The organism is Nocardia tengchongensis (genome assembly GCF_054781395.1).
In genome coordinates, this window is record NZ_BAAGUM010000017.1 from 300190 (window position 1) to 313703 (window position 13514).

Annotated in this window: 18 protein-coding genes; 11 read left to right on the top strand and 7 right to left on the bottom strand. The window is 68.3% G+C overall.

Annotated features, from left to right (window positions below):
• Nucleotides 1-121 precede the first annotated feature (121 nt).
• Entirely contained in the window at nt 122-586 is a 465-nt protein-coding gene (locus ACYVKL_RS32370) for a MarR family winged helix-turn-helix transcriptional regulator (RefSeq protein ID WP_379167484.1), read from the top strand.
• Here ACYVKL_RS32370 and ACYVKL_RS32375 read toward each other — a convergent pair.
• Nucleotides 583-1614 (bottom strand): crotonase/enoyl-CoA hydratase family protein, encoded by a 1032-nt coding sequence (locus ACYVKL_RS32375; protein WP_379167482.1) that lies wholly within the window; start codon nt 1612-1614, stop codon nt 583-585. The two genes, ACYVKL_RS32370 and ACYVKL_RS32375, sit on opposite strands and share 4 nt — an antisense overlap.
• A 73-nt stretch (nt 1615-1687) precedes the next feature.
• Nucleotides 1688-2002, bottom strand: a complete 315-nt coding sequence (locus ACYVKL_RS32380; RefSeq protein WP_213561439.1) for a hypothetical protein — start codon at nt 2000-2002, stop codon at nt 1688-1690.
• A gap of 514 nt (nt 2003-2516) precedes the next feature.
• Here ACYVKL_RS32380 and ACYVKL_RS32385 point away from each other — a divergent pair.
• Nucleotides 2517-3374 carry a GNAT family N-acetyltransferase gene (locus tag ACYVKL_RS32385; protein WP_379167480.1) on the top strand — a complete coding sequence of 286 codons (858 nt, stop codon included), beginning with the start codon at nt 2517-2519 and terminating at the stop codon, nt 3372-3374.
• Between the two features lie 130 nt (nt 3375-3504).
• Here the strand turns inward: ACYVKL_RS32385 and ACYVKL_RS32390 are convergent, their stop codons facing one another.
• Nucleotides 3505-3951 carry a MarR family winged helix-turn-helix transcriptional regulator gene (locus ACYVKL_RS32390; RefSeq protein ID WP_379167478.1) on the bottom strand — a complete coding sequence of 149 codons (447 nt, stop codon included), beginning with the start codon at nt 3949-3951 and terminating at the stop codon, nt 3505-3507.
• 79 nt (nt 3952-4030) lie between these two features.
• On the opposite strand from ACYVKL_RS32390, the gene ACYVKL_RS32395 reads away from it, so the two are divergent.
• The 3 genes from ACYVKL_RS32395 to ACYVKL_RS32405 all read left to right on the top strand — a co-directional run bounded on the left by ACYVKL_RS32395 (nt 4031) and on the right by ACYVKL_RS32405 (nt 5618).
• Entirely contained in the window at nt 4031-4405 is a 375-nt protein-coding gene (locus tag ACYVKL_RS32395; protein ID WP_379167476.1) for a cupin domain-containing protein, read from the top strand.
• A 95-nt stretch (nt 4406-4500) separates the two neighbouring features.
• A complete protein-coding gene (locus tag ACYVKL_RS32400) occupies nt 4501-5322 on the top strand; it encodes a thioesterase family protein (RefSeq protein WP_379167474.1) in 822 nt (273 codons plus the stop codon).
• Nucleotides 5323-5471: 149 nt separating this feature from the next.
• The gene (locus ACYVKL_RS32405) at nt 5472-5618 is read left to right on the top strand and encodes a DUF6307 family protein (protein ID WP_379167472.1); all 147 of its coding nucleotides are present in this window, start codon (nt 5472-5474) and stop codon (nt 5616-5618) included.
• A 40-nt stretch (nt 5619-5658) separates the two neighbouring features.
• Here the strand turns inward: ACYVKL_RS32405 and ACYVKL_RS32410 are convergent, their stop codons facing one another.
• A complete protein-coding gene (locus ACYVKL_RS32410; RefSeq protein ID WP_379167470.1) occupies nt 5659-6462 on the bottom strand; it encodes a transglutaminase-like domain-containing protein in 804 nt (267 codons plus the stop codon).
• Between the two features lie 118 nt (nt 6463-6580).
• On the opposite strand from ACYVKL_RS32410, the gene ACYVKL_RS32415 reads away from it, so the two are divergent.
• From ACYVKL_RS32415 to ACYVKL_RS32430, 4 genes are all read left to right on the top strand, one after another.
• Complete coding sequence (locus ACYVKL_RS32415; RefSeq protein ID WP_379167467.1) at nt 6581-7396, top strand: slipin family protein; 816 nt, start codon at nt 6581-6583, stop codon at nt 7394-7396.
• Entirely contained in the window at nt 7393-7815 is a 423-nt protein-coding gene (locus ACYVKL_RS32420) for a DUF5994 family protein (RefSeq protein WP_379167465.1), read from the top strand. The genes ACYVKL_RS32415 and ACYVKL_RS32420 overlap by 4 nt, the downstream gene beginning before the upstream one ends.
• 1 nt (nt 7816) lies before the next feature.
• Nucleotides 7817-8263, top strand: coding sequence for a DUF5994 family protein (locus ACYVKL_RS32425; RefSeq protein WP_379167463.1), 447 nt, complete (start codon nt 7817-7819; stop codon nt 8261-8263).
• A gap of 153 nt (nt 8264-8416) precedes the next feature.
• A complete protein-coding gene (locus ACYVKL_RS32430) occupies nt 8417-9151 on the top strand; it encodes a TetR/AcrR family transcriptional regulator C-terminal domain-containing protein (protein WP_379167461.1) in 735 nt (244 codons plus the stop codon).
• A gap of 7 nt (nt 9152-9158) precedes the next feature.
• Here ACYVKL_RS32430 and ACYVKL_RS32435 read toward each other — a convergent pair whose 3' ends face one another.
• Together ACYVKL_RS32435 and ACYVKL_RS32440 are read right to left on the bottom strand one after the other, a co-directional pair.
• Nucleotides 9159-9557: a DUF5994 family protein gene (locus ACYVKL_RS32435; protein WP_379167459.1), complete on the bottom strand. Its 399-nt coding sequence runs from the start codon at nt 9555-9557 to the stop codon at nt 9159-9161.
• Nucleotides 9541-10290: a TetR/AcrR family transcriptional regulator gene (locus tag ACYVKL_RS32440; protein ID WP_379167457.1), complete on the bottom strand. Its 750-nt coding sequence runs from the start codon at nt 10288-10290 to the stop codon at nt 9541-9543. The genes ACYVKL_RS32435 and ACYVKL_RS32440 overlap by 17 nt, the downstream gene beginning before the upstream one ends.
• Before the next feature lie 82 nt (nt 10291-10372).
• Here ACYVKL_RS32440 and ACYVKL_RS32445 point away from each other — a divergent pair, with 82 nt between their 5' ends.
• A complete protein-coding gene (locus ACYVKL_RS32445) occupies nt 10373-11596 on the top strand; it encodes a fatty acid desaturase family protein (RefSeq protein ID WP_379167456.1) in 1224 nt (407 codons plus the stop codon).
• Nucleotides 11597-11899: 303 nt separating this feature from the next.
• On the opposite strand, the gene ACYVKL_RS32450 is transcribed toward ACYVKL_RS32445, so the two are convergent.
• Nucleotides 11900-12655 carry an EI24 domain-containing protein gene (locus tag ACYVKL_RS32450; protein ID WP_379167454.1) on the bottom strand — a complete coding sequence of 252 codons (756 nt, stop codon included), beginning with the start codon at nt 12653-12655 and terminating at the stop codon, nt 11900-11902.
• Nucleotides 12656-12764: 109 nt separating this feature from the next.
• Here ACYVKL_RS32450 and ACYVKL_RS32455 point away from each other — a divergent pair, with 109 nt between their 5' ends.
• Nucleotides 12765-13412 (top strand): NUDIX hydrolase, encoded by a 648-nt coding sequence (locus ACYVKL_RS32455; protein ID WP_379167451.1) that lies wholly within the window; start codon nt 12765-12767, stop codon nt 13410-13412.
• Nucleotides 13413-13514: the final 102 nt, after the last annotated feature.

Genomic DNA, 13514 nt, shown 5'->3' on the forward strand with positions numbered 1-13514 from the left:
GCAAATCGAACGGTCAGTACTGTACCGAAGGTTGCATGGCGGGGGTGGCACGGATTCACCGTGAAGTTCCTGAGGATTGTCATGGTGTCCATGTCAACTATTTATCGATACCATGGATGTCATGACGCGCTGGCTGACCGATGAGGAACAGACGACCTGGCAGTCCTTCATCCGCATGCGGCAACGCCTCGACTCGGCGATCGCCGCCGGACTGACCCGCGACGGGCTCTCCTTCTCCGACTACGAGGTGCTGGTCGCGCTTTCCGCGGCGGACGGGCAGCTGCGCGCCAAGGAACTCGGCGCGGAGATCTGCTGGGACAAGAGCCGGCTCTCCAAGCACCTGTCCCGGATGGCGACCCGCGGCCTGGTCGACCGTTGCCAGGCCGCCGACGACGCGCGCGGCCGCGAGATCCGCCTCACCGACGCCGGCCGCGCCGCCCTCGCGGCCGCCGCGCCCAACCATGTGGAGCTGGTGCGGCGGCTGTTCATCGACGAGATGACCGCGGAGGAGGCCAAAGCGGTGCGCTCGCTGGCCGACCGGGTGGTCGCCGAAGTCGAGCGCACCGACCTCGAGGAGACCGGCTAGTCCGCGGGCCGCTCGAATTGCGCGCGCTTCCGATCGCCGAACGGTTCGTCGCGTTCGCGCACCGCCTCGCGGAATCCGGTGGTAGCCGAGCGCAATTGGAAGGCGTAGCCCTCGCGGGTGTGCCGGGAGATCCCGTCGAACACGGTGCTGATCATGCCGGAATTCGCCACGCCCTGATTCAGTAGCGCGCTGTTGAGCGCCAGCTTGGCCATCACCAGCTGGTTGATCGGCACCAGCGAAATGCGTTCCAGCAGTTCCTCGGTGCGCGCGTCCAGTTCGTCGGCGGGCGGGGCCTCGATGGCCAGGCCCCATTCCAGCGCCTGCTTGCCGCTGAGGCTGTCGCCGGTGAACAGCAGCCGCTTGGCGCGCTGGTCGCCGACGCGGTGCGCCCACATGCCCGCCGCCGGAATGCCCCAGGTGCGGGTGGGCGGGTAGCCGAAGCGAGCGTCGTCGGCGCAGATGATCTGGTCGGCGAACAGCGCGATATCGGTGCCGCCGGCGATGGCGAAGCCGTGCACCTTGGCGACGGTCGGCTTGTTGGCGTGCAGCAGGCTGGAGAATCCGCGGTTGAACCGCGACATCATGGCGTAGTCGACCATGGGATCCCAAGTGGCCCAGGGATTGTGATTGCGGGCCTGGGCGACCGGGTCGAGGACGGTGCCCGCGGTGGGCTGTTCGCCCTCGGCCGGCGCGAGGCCGTTCTCGGCGAAGATCGACAGGTCGTAGCCGCCGCAGAAGCCCTTGCCGCGCCCGCTCACCACGATGACGTGCACCCGCGGATCCAGGTCGGCGCGCTCGACGGCCGCGGCCAGTTCGGTCGGGGTGTCGGCGGTGATGGCATTGCCGCGCTCGGGACGGTTGAAGGTGATGCGCGCGATGCGCCCGGTCACCTCGTAGGTGAGGGTGCGGGCGGTGTATTCGTTCACCGGTTCGGGGCGGCCCGCGAACAGCGAGTCGTCACCGCCGGTCAGGTCGTCGCGCCAGGCGGCCGGGCGGGTGCCGGAGTGGTTCTCATGGTCGGGGGACACTCAAGCAGTGAACCCTGGTTCATTTCTTGGTGTCAAGAGTCCACGCCCTACCGCCGCGCGTCGGTGCGTCCCGCTACTCCCACGGCTTGACCGGCGGTTTCACCCACAAGATCTTTTCGTCCAGCCGCTCCCGCACCGCCGCGGGATGGCCCGGATTGCGGGCCGCCCACGCGTCCTTCTCGTCGAGCAGCCGGGCCACCACCTGCCAGGTCTCCTCGGTGCTGGGCGGATTCGTCTCCGCCGCCCGCGCCAGCTTGCGCCGCTGCGCCACCGGCAACTCCAGCAGTTCGGCCCCGCTGATCCCGTGCGCCCACACATACGCGGCCAGTCGCCGCGCCTTCTCCTCCCGGCTGCGGCTGGCGTGATCGGAATGTGCGTAGTCGGCCATATCTTCCTCGAACTCCGCGCAACCTCGCAGGTCGCGGGCCATGTCCCGATCGACCCTACCGGACCGCCGACCCGCACCCACCGGCCGCTCAGGGCGTTGCTGCAGCGCGGCCGAGCATGGATGACATCGCCCGGGAAGCCCAGATCACCAAGCCGCGGTTGTATCGGCAGTTCGCGGACAAGGGGGACGCCCGAGTGCCGCGACAGCCGGATGTGCTGCTGTCCTCTGCTGGGCAGAGGGTGCCATAGCTGCGAGGGTGGGAGAACTGCCGCCCCCCACCCCGCGTCGCCGTTGTGACCGGGGCGGGTGCTGGTGTCGTCGGGGACCTGGCTGCTGCCGTGGCCGGGTGGGAGTGCCATGTCGCAGGTGGTGGGCCTGCCGTTGTCGCGGGGCTGGATTCCCCCTGTGGCCGGGCGAGGCGTCGCTGCCGGCGGGGACGGCCGCGCTGCCGTCGCTCCGTGCGAGGTCCGCGAATTCTGCCGAGTAGCAGCGCTTTTGCGGCTACCGTGGTCGCATGCCGGAGACCGCGCGCATCGATGATCTGGTCATTTCCCGGGCGACACCGGGGGAGTGGGCGACCGTGGTGGGGTGGGCTGCCGCCGAGGGGTGGAACCCCGGGCAGCGGGATACCACCGCGTACTTCGCGCAGGATCCCGACGGGTTCCTGCTCGGGCGCGTGAACGGGGAGCCCGCCACCGCGGTGTCGGTAGTCAATTACGGCGCGGAGTACGCATTTCTGGGCTTCTATCTGGTCCGGCCGGATCTGCGGGGGCGCGGGTTCGGGCTGGCCACGTGGGAAGCCGGGTTGAAGCATGCGGGCGGCCGGGTGATCGGGCTCGACGGGGTGCCCGGCCAGCAGGACAACTATCGGCGCAGCGGATTCGAACTCGCCTATCGCAGTGCGCGATTCATCGGCGTGCCGCGGCTGCCGCTGCCGGACGACGCGGTCACCGCGCTCGCGCCGGCCGACACCGCCGAACTGCTGCCTTACGACTCCGCGTGCTATCCGGCGGATCGCCCCGAATTCCTGCACGCCTGGCTCACCGAACCGGGGCATCGAACCTTCGCACGGATCGTCGACGGCTCCCTCACCGGCTACGCCGTGCTGCGCCCGGCCCGGGATTCGCTGCGCGTCGGCCCGCTGTTCGCCGACACGCCCGCCGACGCGCGGCAGCTGCTGGCGGCGCTGGCCGCCCACGCGGCCGGCATGCCGCTGGCGGTGGATGTTCCGCTCGACAACGAGCCCGCGGTGCGCCTGATGGAGGAGGCCGGTCTGGCGCCGAGCTTCGAGACCGCGCGCATGTACACCGGACCGGTGCGTGACTATCACCGCGAGCGGGTATTCGGCGTGACCACCCTCGAACTCGGGTGATCAGACCCCCGGCAGCGTGGATCACGGTTGACTCGCCTCTCACTGCCCGGGTCACGGTCGATTCGGCCCGGCGATCTGGATCCAGCCGGCTCGGCCTGTTTTGAAATCGTCTGTGCGGTAGGAGCGTTCGTCACCAGCCCGACGGGCGCACGCGGCCCGGCGTGACGACGTGGGCGAGGGCGTTGCGCAGCTGCACCGTCGCCGGTGTCCCGAGTCTGGCCGCCCACTGCTCGGTGAATCGGGCCAGGGCGGCGTCGGCGGCGCGGGTGCAGGCCCAGCCGCGTTCGGTCAGGGTGACGAGTTTGGCGCGTGCGTCCGTCGGGTGCGGATTGCGCTGTGCGTAGCCCTTTTTGACGAGTTCGTCGACCAGTTGGCTGGCGGCTTGTTTGGTCACGCCCAGGTGTTCGGCGATCTCCCCGGCCGTCGCGCCGTGGGGCGCCATGCGCACGAAGGCGAAGCCGTGGGTGGGCCGGATGTCGGTGAACCCGGCTTCGACGCACCCGTTGTGGACGGCGTCGGTCACCTCGGCGGCGGCCGCGAGCAGTAGCAGCGGCAGGTCCTGTGCGTGTCCGGGCATGTCTGGAATCTTGACACTTGACAGAACAGTCAACAAGCTTGACTATGTAGTCAATCTGCTTGACTAAAAGGAGAGTGCAATGCCTGTCGTCCACGCCGCCGATATTCAGCCCCACGAGATGCACGGTTCCCGTTTCACCCCTTTGATCCGCCCCGGCACCGGCAGCAGCGAGCTGTGCGTCTGGCGGCTCGAGATCGGCCCCGGCGTGCTGGGTGTCGAGCATCGCGTCCACCGCGAGGAGGCGTTCGTGGTGCTCGCCGGTTCGATCACGATCACCATCGAGGGGGAGTCGGCGCACCTGGCCGCCGGCGATGCGGCGGTCGCTCCCGCGAAATCGGTCATCTGCCTGACCAATCCGGCCGATCGGCCCGCTGAGGTGCTGGTCAGCGCCCCGGTCGGCTTCACCGGAGAACTGCTCGACGGCACCGTGGTGAACCCGCCCTGGGTGAACTGATCGCCACCCTGTCCGGTGATCGGGACGTGTACCTTCCCTCACGTTTCTGACACGTGTTCTAATTTGGAAGATCATCACCAGGCCGGGGAGGCATCATGACCGCGTTCTTCACCCATGAGGACGGTCGCTATACGGCGACCCGCATGGCGGTCAGCGCCTGGTCTTCCGAGCAGCTGGCGGGCACCGCGGTGTGCGGGCTGCTGGCCCACGAACTCGAAACCCACAGTCCCGGGCCGCAGTTCGTGCCCGCCCGCTTCACCGTCGACATGTTCAGCCCGATCCTGAACGAGCCGATCGAACTGCGCAGCTCGATCGTCCGCGACGGCAACCGCATTCGAGTGGCCGACGCCTCGATCGTCCAGCACAACCGGGTCCGCGCCCGCGCCACCGTCCAGTTCCTGATCGCCTCCGCCGAGCCGCCCGGGGAGATCTGGCAGCCCACCCACGACCTGCCGATCCCCGACACCCGCCTCGACCGCCCCGAAGGCGCTCCGCCGCTGTTCAAGTCGGGCGAGTCCGACTGGACCCACGATTTCGCCTCCGGCGTCAACGCGCACCGCAAGGCCGCCTGGAACAACGTCCCGACCCTCATCGAGGGCACGCCCATCACCCCGTTCGAACGCGCGGCCTTCGTCGCCGACACCACCAACCTGGTCTGCAACTGGGGCACCGCGGGTGTCGGCTACATCAACACCGACGTCACCCTGAACCTCTCCCGCCTGCCCGAAGGCCCGGAGCTGGGCTTGCAGGCCCGCGATCATGTCTCCGCGAACGGCATCGCCGTCTCCACCGCAACCCTCTACGACCGCGCCGGTGCCCTGGGCCTGTCCACCATCACCGCATTGTCGAACGCCCGTCGCCAGGTCGACATGGCCGCCTTCGCCGAACGCGAGAACCTCCCGGTCTCCGCGAACTGACTCTTTGCCGGCCGCATCGGCGCTGAGCCGCCTGCTCGCAGCAGCGCCTGCGCGCCCGATGTATGCATCGTAGGTCTACACTGTTGACACCGGGCTGCGTCGAGCGTCTACTTGAGGTGTGAACGAGCCTGCGGGCCGAGGAGTAGGAAATGACGATCGAAACCCCCTATGAGCGACGAGTGAACCGGGTGCGCGATGTCGTGCGCGAATGCGCGGAACTCGATGACGCGGCCGCGACCGCACTCGCGGTACGGGTGCTGCGGGCGCTGGACTCCATTCCCGAGCGAATTCGCTGACCGGAACTTCGGCGCCGGCCGGGATAGCGCGGGTTCGAGATCAGCGGATCGCGGTCGGCTGCCGGAGGTCGTCGATCGGCAGCGTGCCCTCGACGGTGGCGTTCACGGTCATGCCGGTCAGGGTGATGTCGCCGCCGTGATTGGCCAGGAAGGCGATGTCGGAAGCGTCACGGCCGGTGGCGATTCGGAGCAGGCTCGAGCGTGGGGCGAGGCAGGTCGGGTCGAAGGCCAGCCACCGCCCGGACACGTAGGCCTCCGCGACGGAGTGGAAATCCATCGGCGTGCAGCCGGGGGCGTAGACGGCGGCCACCCGCGCGGGTACGCCGACCGCCCGGAGCAGGGCGACGACGAGGTGGGTGAAGTCCCGGCATACGCCCGCCCCGGAGAGCAGGGTCTCCACAGCGCCGTCGACCGGGTCGCTGCTGCCGGGTAGATAACAGATCCGCCGCCTGACCCAGGCTGAGATTCGTTCGGGCACAGTGGGATCGTCGATGCCGCAGCCGAATTCGGTTGCGGCGAAACCGAGGAGCTTGTCGGATTCGGCGAATCGGCTGGGCCGCAGGTACATGGCGAGGTCGTAGCCGGAGGCGGGTTCGGGTGTCGCGGATCCCAGCGCGGTGGCGCGATAGCGGGCTTCGAGCCGGCCCTCGGGGCAATTCACCACGTGGATGCGGGTGCCGTGCGGTCCCGTGATCTCCCGTGGCCACAGGGGCCGGCCGTCGAGGATGAATTCGGTCGACTCGATGAGGTCGACGCCGGACTGATGGGCGACCGCGACCTGGAATTCGAGCACGGAGTCGGCCTGCACGGTGATGTCGAGAGCGGTGGAGACCTCGCGCTTCATGGGGAAGCCTTCCGATGGAGCGGCGGTAAGTGTCAACTCCGTAATACTACGTTGTAGACACCCAGTGTAGAAGCGGCCTACGCTGGGGGTATGGCTCTCACAATCGTGAGGAGGAGCCGTGAATGCGCTCGGTGTTCTGATTATCGTGCTCGTTGTCGTCCTGATCGTGGCGGCGCTGTCGATCCGGATCGTGACGCAGTACGAGCGGGGCGTGCTGTTCCGGCTCGGACGTGTGGTCGCGGTCCGTCAACCGGGACTGAACTTCATCGTCCCGCTCATCGACCGCCTGCGCCGGGTGTCGATGCGCATCGTCACCATGCCGATCCAGTCGCAGGGCATCATCACGCGCGACAATGTCAGCGTCGATATCTCCGCGGTCGCCTACTTCCGGGTCGTCGATGCCGAGAAATCGGTCGTCGCCATCGAGAACGTGTATTCGGCGATCGATCAGATCGCCCAGACCACGCTGCGCAAGGTGGTCGGCCGGCACACGCTGGATCAGGCACTGGCCGAGACCGACACCATCAATATCGACATTCGCCGGATCCTCGATGTCACCACCCTGGAGTGGGGTGTCGAAGTCACGCTGGTCGAGCTCAAGGACATCCAACTGCCATTGAGCATGCAACGGGCGATGGCTCGCCAGGCCGAGGCCGAGCGTGAGAAGCGGGCGAAAATCATTGCGGCCGAAGGTGAATCGCTGGCCGCCGCCGCGCTCGGCGACGCCTCGGACACCATGATGGCGCACCCGCTCGCGCTGCAATTGCGCAATCTGCAGACCTTGATCGAACTGGGCGTCGACAAGAACACGACCGTGGTCTTCCCGGCCCCGTTGATGAGCGCGATCGGTGAGATCAGCGCGTTCCTGGCGCGCGAAAACGCCTCCGCGGCATTGCATGCCGCCCCTATCCCGGAAGCAGGTGTCTACTCATGATCATCTTCGAAGGAGTCCTGCGGAGGTTCGGCCACGGCCATTCCCCCGCAGGTCAGGGTCCACCCGGTCGCGCGCCTCGCGTGCAGCTGAAGCCGCGGGGGGATGGCGACGGCTACATCGACGGCACGTGGTGGCCCCGATCCAGTGACCTCGTCCAGGAGTTGCCGGGTCTGCTGGTCGCGCTGGCGAGCCGGGTGGGTCCGGCTCGGCGCGTGGTCTACGACCGCATCAGCTGGTCGCGGACCCCTGGTCGGCTCATGGTCGGGAATCGCGTGGTGGAGCTCGATGCCCACCGATTCGAACTCGGCAACACGCTCTACGTGTTCGGCAGCGGCGGCGGCATGATCGTGTTGCGCGTCATCACCTCGGCCACCGACCGCAATCTCGCTCGCGCGGCCCTGCTGAGCTCGGGGGTCTGACATGCCCCAGTTCAGTGCGGGACGCGTGTTCGCCGGTCCGATCTCCGATCGCACCCAGCCCTTCCCGGCTCCGACCCGGACGCCGCGGTTGCTGTTGCACGAACGCGGCGTCGGAACCGGCGAAGTCGACGGCGCGTGGTGGCCCTGGACGGCCAACCTCACGGCCGAACTGCACGACTTGATCAGCGCCGTCACTCCGCGGATGGGACCGATAGCCCGCATCGGATTCGACTGGAACGCGAAGAGTCTGGCCCAGCGCGGCATCGACGGCGACGACGGCATCGAGCTGCTCGGTCCCGGTCTCGGTCAGCCACCCGCCGTCATGCGACTGATGGGAACCGACGGCGGCAGGTTGACCCTGCTCGTCATCCCGTTCGACACCCCGGTCCACCGGGCCGACGAGCAGATGCGGCAGGCGGCGCAGCTTCATCCAGCCCAGCATCGGTAGCGTCGTCGCCGGTTATCTGGACCGCAGCTGCGCGGAAGTCCGCGGGCCGACCCCGAGCGCTCGGGGGTAGTCGCGAGTCGCGCTCCGATGTCAACGGCGTATGTCTACGATCGAAGTCATCGGAAGGTCCGATGGGAACGGAGGATCTCCCGCATGGTCGAACGCCCTGCCGGTCGCGGGCGCGGCCGAGCCGTCAACCGGCGGTCCGACCCCGGCGTCGGCGCGCGCGGTGAGGGCCCGGTGACCAGGGCCGTGGTGCTGGCCGCGGCGCTCGAGCTGATCGACCGCGAGGGCGTCGACGGCTTGTCGATGCGGCGGCTGGCCGAAGCCGTGGGGCGCGATCCGATGGTCATCTACCGGCATGTGGAGAACAAGGCCGCGGTGCTCGACGGCGTCGCCGAGCTCGTGTTCGAGCAGTTGTCGATCGATGTCACCGACGCCGATTGGATCGGTCAATTGCGTTCGGTCGCACGGGATTTCCGGCGGCTGGCGCTCGCTCATCCACGGGTGGTGCCGCTGCTGGTGACCCGGCCCCTGGCCACCCCGCTGGGGCTGCGCCCGCCCGCCGTGGTGCGCCCGCTGGAGGACGTCCTCGAATTGCTCACCCGGGCAGGGTTTTCCGGTGCGGCCGCGTTGCACGTCTACCGCGCGCTGTTCGGGTTCCTCTACGGGCATGTGCTCAACGAGTTGCAGGAGATCGTGGAGCGGCCCGAGGAAACCGACGAGGTGCTGCGGCTCGGGTTGTATCGGCTGCCGATCGACGAGTTTCCGCTGGTGCGGAAACTCGCGCCGGTCCTGGCCGCCTACGACGGCGCCGCGGAACTCGAACGCGGCCTGGACATTCTGCTGACCGGTCTCACCGCGACGCTGCCCGATCCCGCACGTTGATCCGCGGCTAGGCGGCCGCCCCGCCCTCGGACTCCCACCGTTGTTGCGCGTCGATCAGGTCGGCGTCGTCGACCGGGGTGATGAGACGCAGGGTCACCCGCGCGCCGATCTCGGCGCCGTGGACTTCGACGATGCGGGCGGGCATGTGCCGGTAGCCGTCGAGCCGGACCTGCCGTCCGCCGACTTCGAGGTTTCTCGGCGCGGCGTCCCATTCGTCGAGGTGGTAGATCACCCGGTGGATCGGCCCCAGCTGGCGGGTCAGCATCGCGAGCGCCTCCGGAAGTTCCGCGGTGAGGCCCCGACTGTGCGGCCACCAGAATCCATTGACGGGTGCGGTGGCGGCGGCGTCGAGCGCGAGCCGAAGCCGGTGAGTGCTCGCGGGGATGGTGTCAGGTCGTGGCGTCATGATCGTCGCTTCTCTTTCCCGGCCGTGCCGCGGCCGTTGTCATGGTGGTGGTGAGGCCGCTGAGCAGGATGTCGAGGCCGCGCTCCAGTTCGGTCGCGCCGTCGTAGGCGGCCAGATCCGTGGCGAGACCGCGCAGTAGGGGGAACTCGCCGATCGGGAGATGATGCAGGCCCAGGCGCAGCACGTCGTCGGTCTCCTCGGGGTGTTCGACCAGTTCCTGGAGTTCGTTGAGGATGTGGCCGTGCAGGAAGCCGAACAACGCGCGATAGATGTGGAGCGCGTCGGCGCCGCTGAAGTCGGCTCGGGTCAGTAGGTCGAGAATGTGTTCCAGCGGTCGCAGGGTGCCGAGGGGGCGCAGCGCCAGCGGGGTGGCCAGGGGCAGGGTGACCAGCAGTGGCACCGTATTCGGGTGCGCCACGGCGACTTTGCGGTACTCGCGTGCGACTTCCCGTAATTGGTGGCGCCAGTCGGTATCGGCGGGATCGACGGTGAGCTGCGCGAGCACGAGCTCGGCGACTCCCTCCAGCAGTGCGGCCTTGTTCGCGGCATGCCGGTAGAGGACCATCGGGTCGCGGCCGAGCGCCTGCCCGAGGCGGCGCATCGAGAGCTGGTCGACGCTGTCCCGGTCGATGATCTCGAGTGCGGCGGTCAGCATCGCGGCCCGGGTCAGAGGAGCGGTCCGGGGGTGGTTCGGCGGGTGGCGCGCGGCGGGTCCGGCGCGAATTTCGTTCATCATTCCTCCGTCCGGCAAGGCCTGTCTACAACGTCAGTCTACGCTGTAGACACCCCTCGTAGTTGTGCCCTAATCTGGGAATATGGCGATCACGCAGGTTGCGGTCTACGCGCACCTGAGCCCCGAGGATGTCGAGGCGCTCGGGCTGGAGCTCGACGCGATTCGCCTCGACATCGACCAGCGCCTGGGTTCCCGGGACGCGGCCTATATTCGCCGGACCATCGTGTTTCAGCGGGTCCTCGACCTCACCGCGCGTCTGGTCATCGCCGGCAGCCGGACGAATCTGGGTGTGGCGCTGGGATCGGTGGCGCTGGCGACGGCGAAGAGCATCGAGAACATGGAGATCGGCCACAATGTCTGCCACGGCCAGTGGGATTGGATGAACGATCCGGAAATCCATTCCAGCACTTGGGAATGGGACATGGCCGGTGTCTCCGCGCAATGGCGGTACTCGCACAACTACCGCCATCACGTGTTCACCAATGTCCTGGGCATCGACGACGACATCGGCTTCGGCGTCATGCGGGTGACGCGTGATCAGCCGTGGCGCGCTCGGTTGCTGGTGCAGCCCCTGCAAAACCTGCTGCTGGCAGCGACTTTCGAATGGGGGATCGCCCTGCACGGCCTGTATTCCGAACGTGAGCGCGCGGCCACCGCGGCCGAGAAGTCCGCGCACACCAGGGCTTTGATCCGCAAGATCGAACGCCAGGCCGGCAAGGACTACGTGCTCTTCCCGGTGTTGAGCGGCCGCCGCTGGCGCCGGACTCTCGCCGCGAACGCCGCCGCCAACACACTCCGGAACCTGTGGGCCTATCTGGTGATCTTCTGCGGCCACTTCCCCGACGGCGCGGAGAAATTCACTCCCGCCGCGATCGAGCACGAGACCAGGCCGGAATGGTATCTGCGGCAGATGCTGGGCACCGCGAACTTCGACGCGGGCCCCGTGCTGGCCTTTCTCAGCGGGCACCTGTCACACCAGATCGAACACCACCTGTTCCCCGACCTGCCCAGTAACCGCTACCCCGAGATCGCCGAGCGGGTCCGCGCACTCTGCGACAAGTACGACCTGCCCTACACCACCGGCCCGCTGCTCCGGCAGTACCTGCTCACTCTGCGCACGATCAACAAGCTGGCCCTGCCCGACGGCATGCTGACCGCCACCTCCGACGACGCCCCCGAGACGGCGTCGGAAATCAGATTCGGCCCGCCGCGTGCTGTCGCATATTCCCGGGTCATCGATGCGGCCGCGGGCCGCCGCGGGCTGCGCACCGCACTCGCGGAACGGTCCCGCCGTCGCGCGGGGTGACGACGGGACCGTTCCGCGCGCACGTGAGATCGCCGCTCCGTGCACTACCCACGTCCGAGGGTCGCCGGTGTGGGATCGGACAAATTATGTGGCGCCCGGTCGTCGGCGCTGTTAGCTTGTTCCTGCGACGCGGGGATGTTCCTGGATCTATAGCTGGGGGCCGAGTTGAGTTCCTCCGCGTCGTCCAAAACTCTTTGCTCCGGGCCGTCGTCGGCTGCGTGCCGACGCGCCCTGTCTGCCTGTCGCGCACCGCGCAGGTCATCCTCGTGATGGTCACAGGACCATGGGCAATGTGATCGGGGCTCAGGGCCGAGTCGGCTCCGACAACAGTTCTCGTGTGAGCAGCGTGGCCCCGGCGACAGCGCCCGGCATCAGGAGCACCGCCACGAACGGAATCAGGAACGCCGCGGCCAGTGGCGCACCGAATCCCCAGGCGATCGCCTTGCGGGAGCGCAGCATGCCCATCTGCTGGTTCAGATGCACCCCGCGCCGCTGCAACGCCACCGAGGTCAGTTCTTGGGTGAGGAAGAACCCGGTGACGAACACCGCGAGCACCGGAATCACCGTCTGCCCGATGACGGGCACGAACCCCAGCACGAACAACAGCACCGCCCACAGCATGGCCCGCACCAGGATTCGGACACTGTCGCGCAGCGATATCCACAGCTCCCGCCACCAGGCCAGCCCCGACTCGGGCGCGTTCCCGTCCGGCGATACCGATCGATCCACCCGTTCGGAGATCACGTCATAGAACGGCGACCCGAGCAGCAGCGTCACGGCGGTGAAGGTGAGCACGGCCACCAGTACGGCGAGCGCCACCAGTGCGATGATCAGCGCCCCGCGAAACAACCCCGCCCACGGACTGGGCCAGTGATCCGCGAACGGCGTCAACGTATCCGAGAGATCCCCGCCCCACGTGATCACCGCGATCAGGGCGGCCACGTACAGCACCAGCGTGATCAGCGCCGGCACGATTCCCAGCCCGAACTCCCGCCGATGCCGGGCCACCCATCGTTGCCCCTGCAGAAAGTGGGTGAACCCCACTCCGAAATCACGCATGCTGGAACGATACTGGCGAGACGTCGGAACCCGGCCGGGGGAGAGGACGCGGGCGGCGCGCGGGGGCCGTTGGTTGACGCTCGGCCGCGAATCGATCTAGGTTCGGCAGATGCCGGTCGAACAGGACAGCAGCGGATATCGCTGGAGCGACGTGCCCGCGAACCGGCTTCGGGACGCGCTGGCCGAGTCGCTGGCCGCGTTCCCCCGTCGATCCGCCGAGCTCGGCGACCGCAAGCCCGCCGCGGTGTTGATCGCGATCGTCGATCACGATGGGAAGCAGGGTATTTGGCTGACCGAGCGGTCGCCGGGGCTGCGGGCCCACGCCGGCCAGCTCGCCTTGCCCGGCGGCAGACTGGATCCGGGTGAGGACGCGAAAGCGGCGGCCTTGCGCGAACTGCACGAGGAACTGGGCATCGAGCTGCCTCGATCGGCGGTCCTCGGCCTGCTCGACGACTACCCGACCCGTTCCGGCTACGTGATGACCCCCGTGGTCGCCTGGGTCGGCGACCCGCCGCCCCTCACCCCGAACCCCGCCGAAGTGGCGTTGGTGCACTGGATTCCACTGTCGGAGCTCGACGTCCCCCCGCGCTTCGCCCCCGCCCTCGGTTCCGACCGCCCCACCATTCAGCTGCCCATGCTGGGCGGCCACCTGCATGCCCCGACCGCCGCGATCCTCCACCAGTTCCGCGAGGTGGCCCTGCACCGCCGCCCCACCCGCGTCGACCACCTGGATCAGCCCCGCTTCGCTTGGGAGTGAACCGCGGCGGGGCCGGTCGTCAGCGTTTCGTCACCTCGTAACCGGGGTCGGCCGGGGTCCGGCGGTTCTAAGGTCGAATGACCCGGAGCGCTCCGGTCCTGT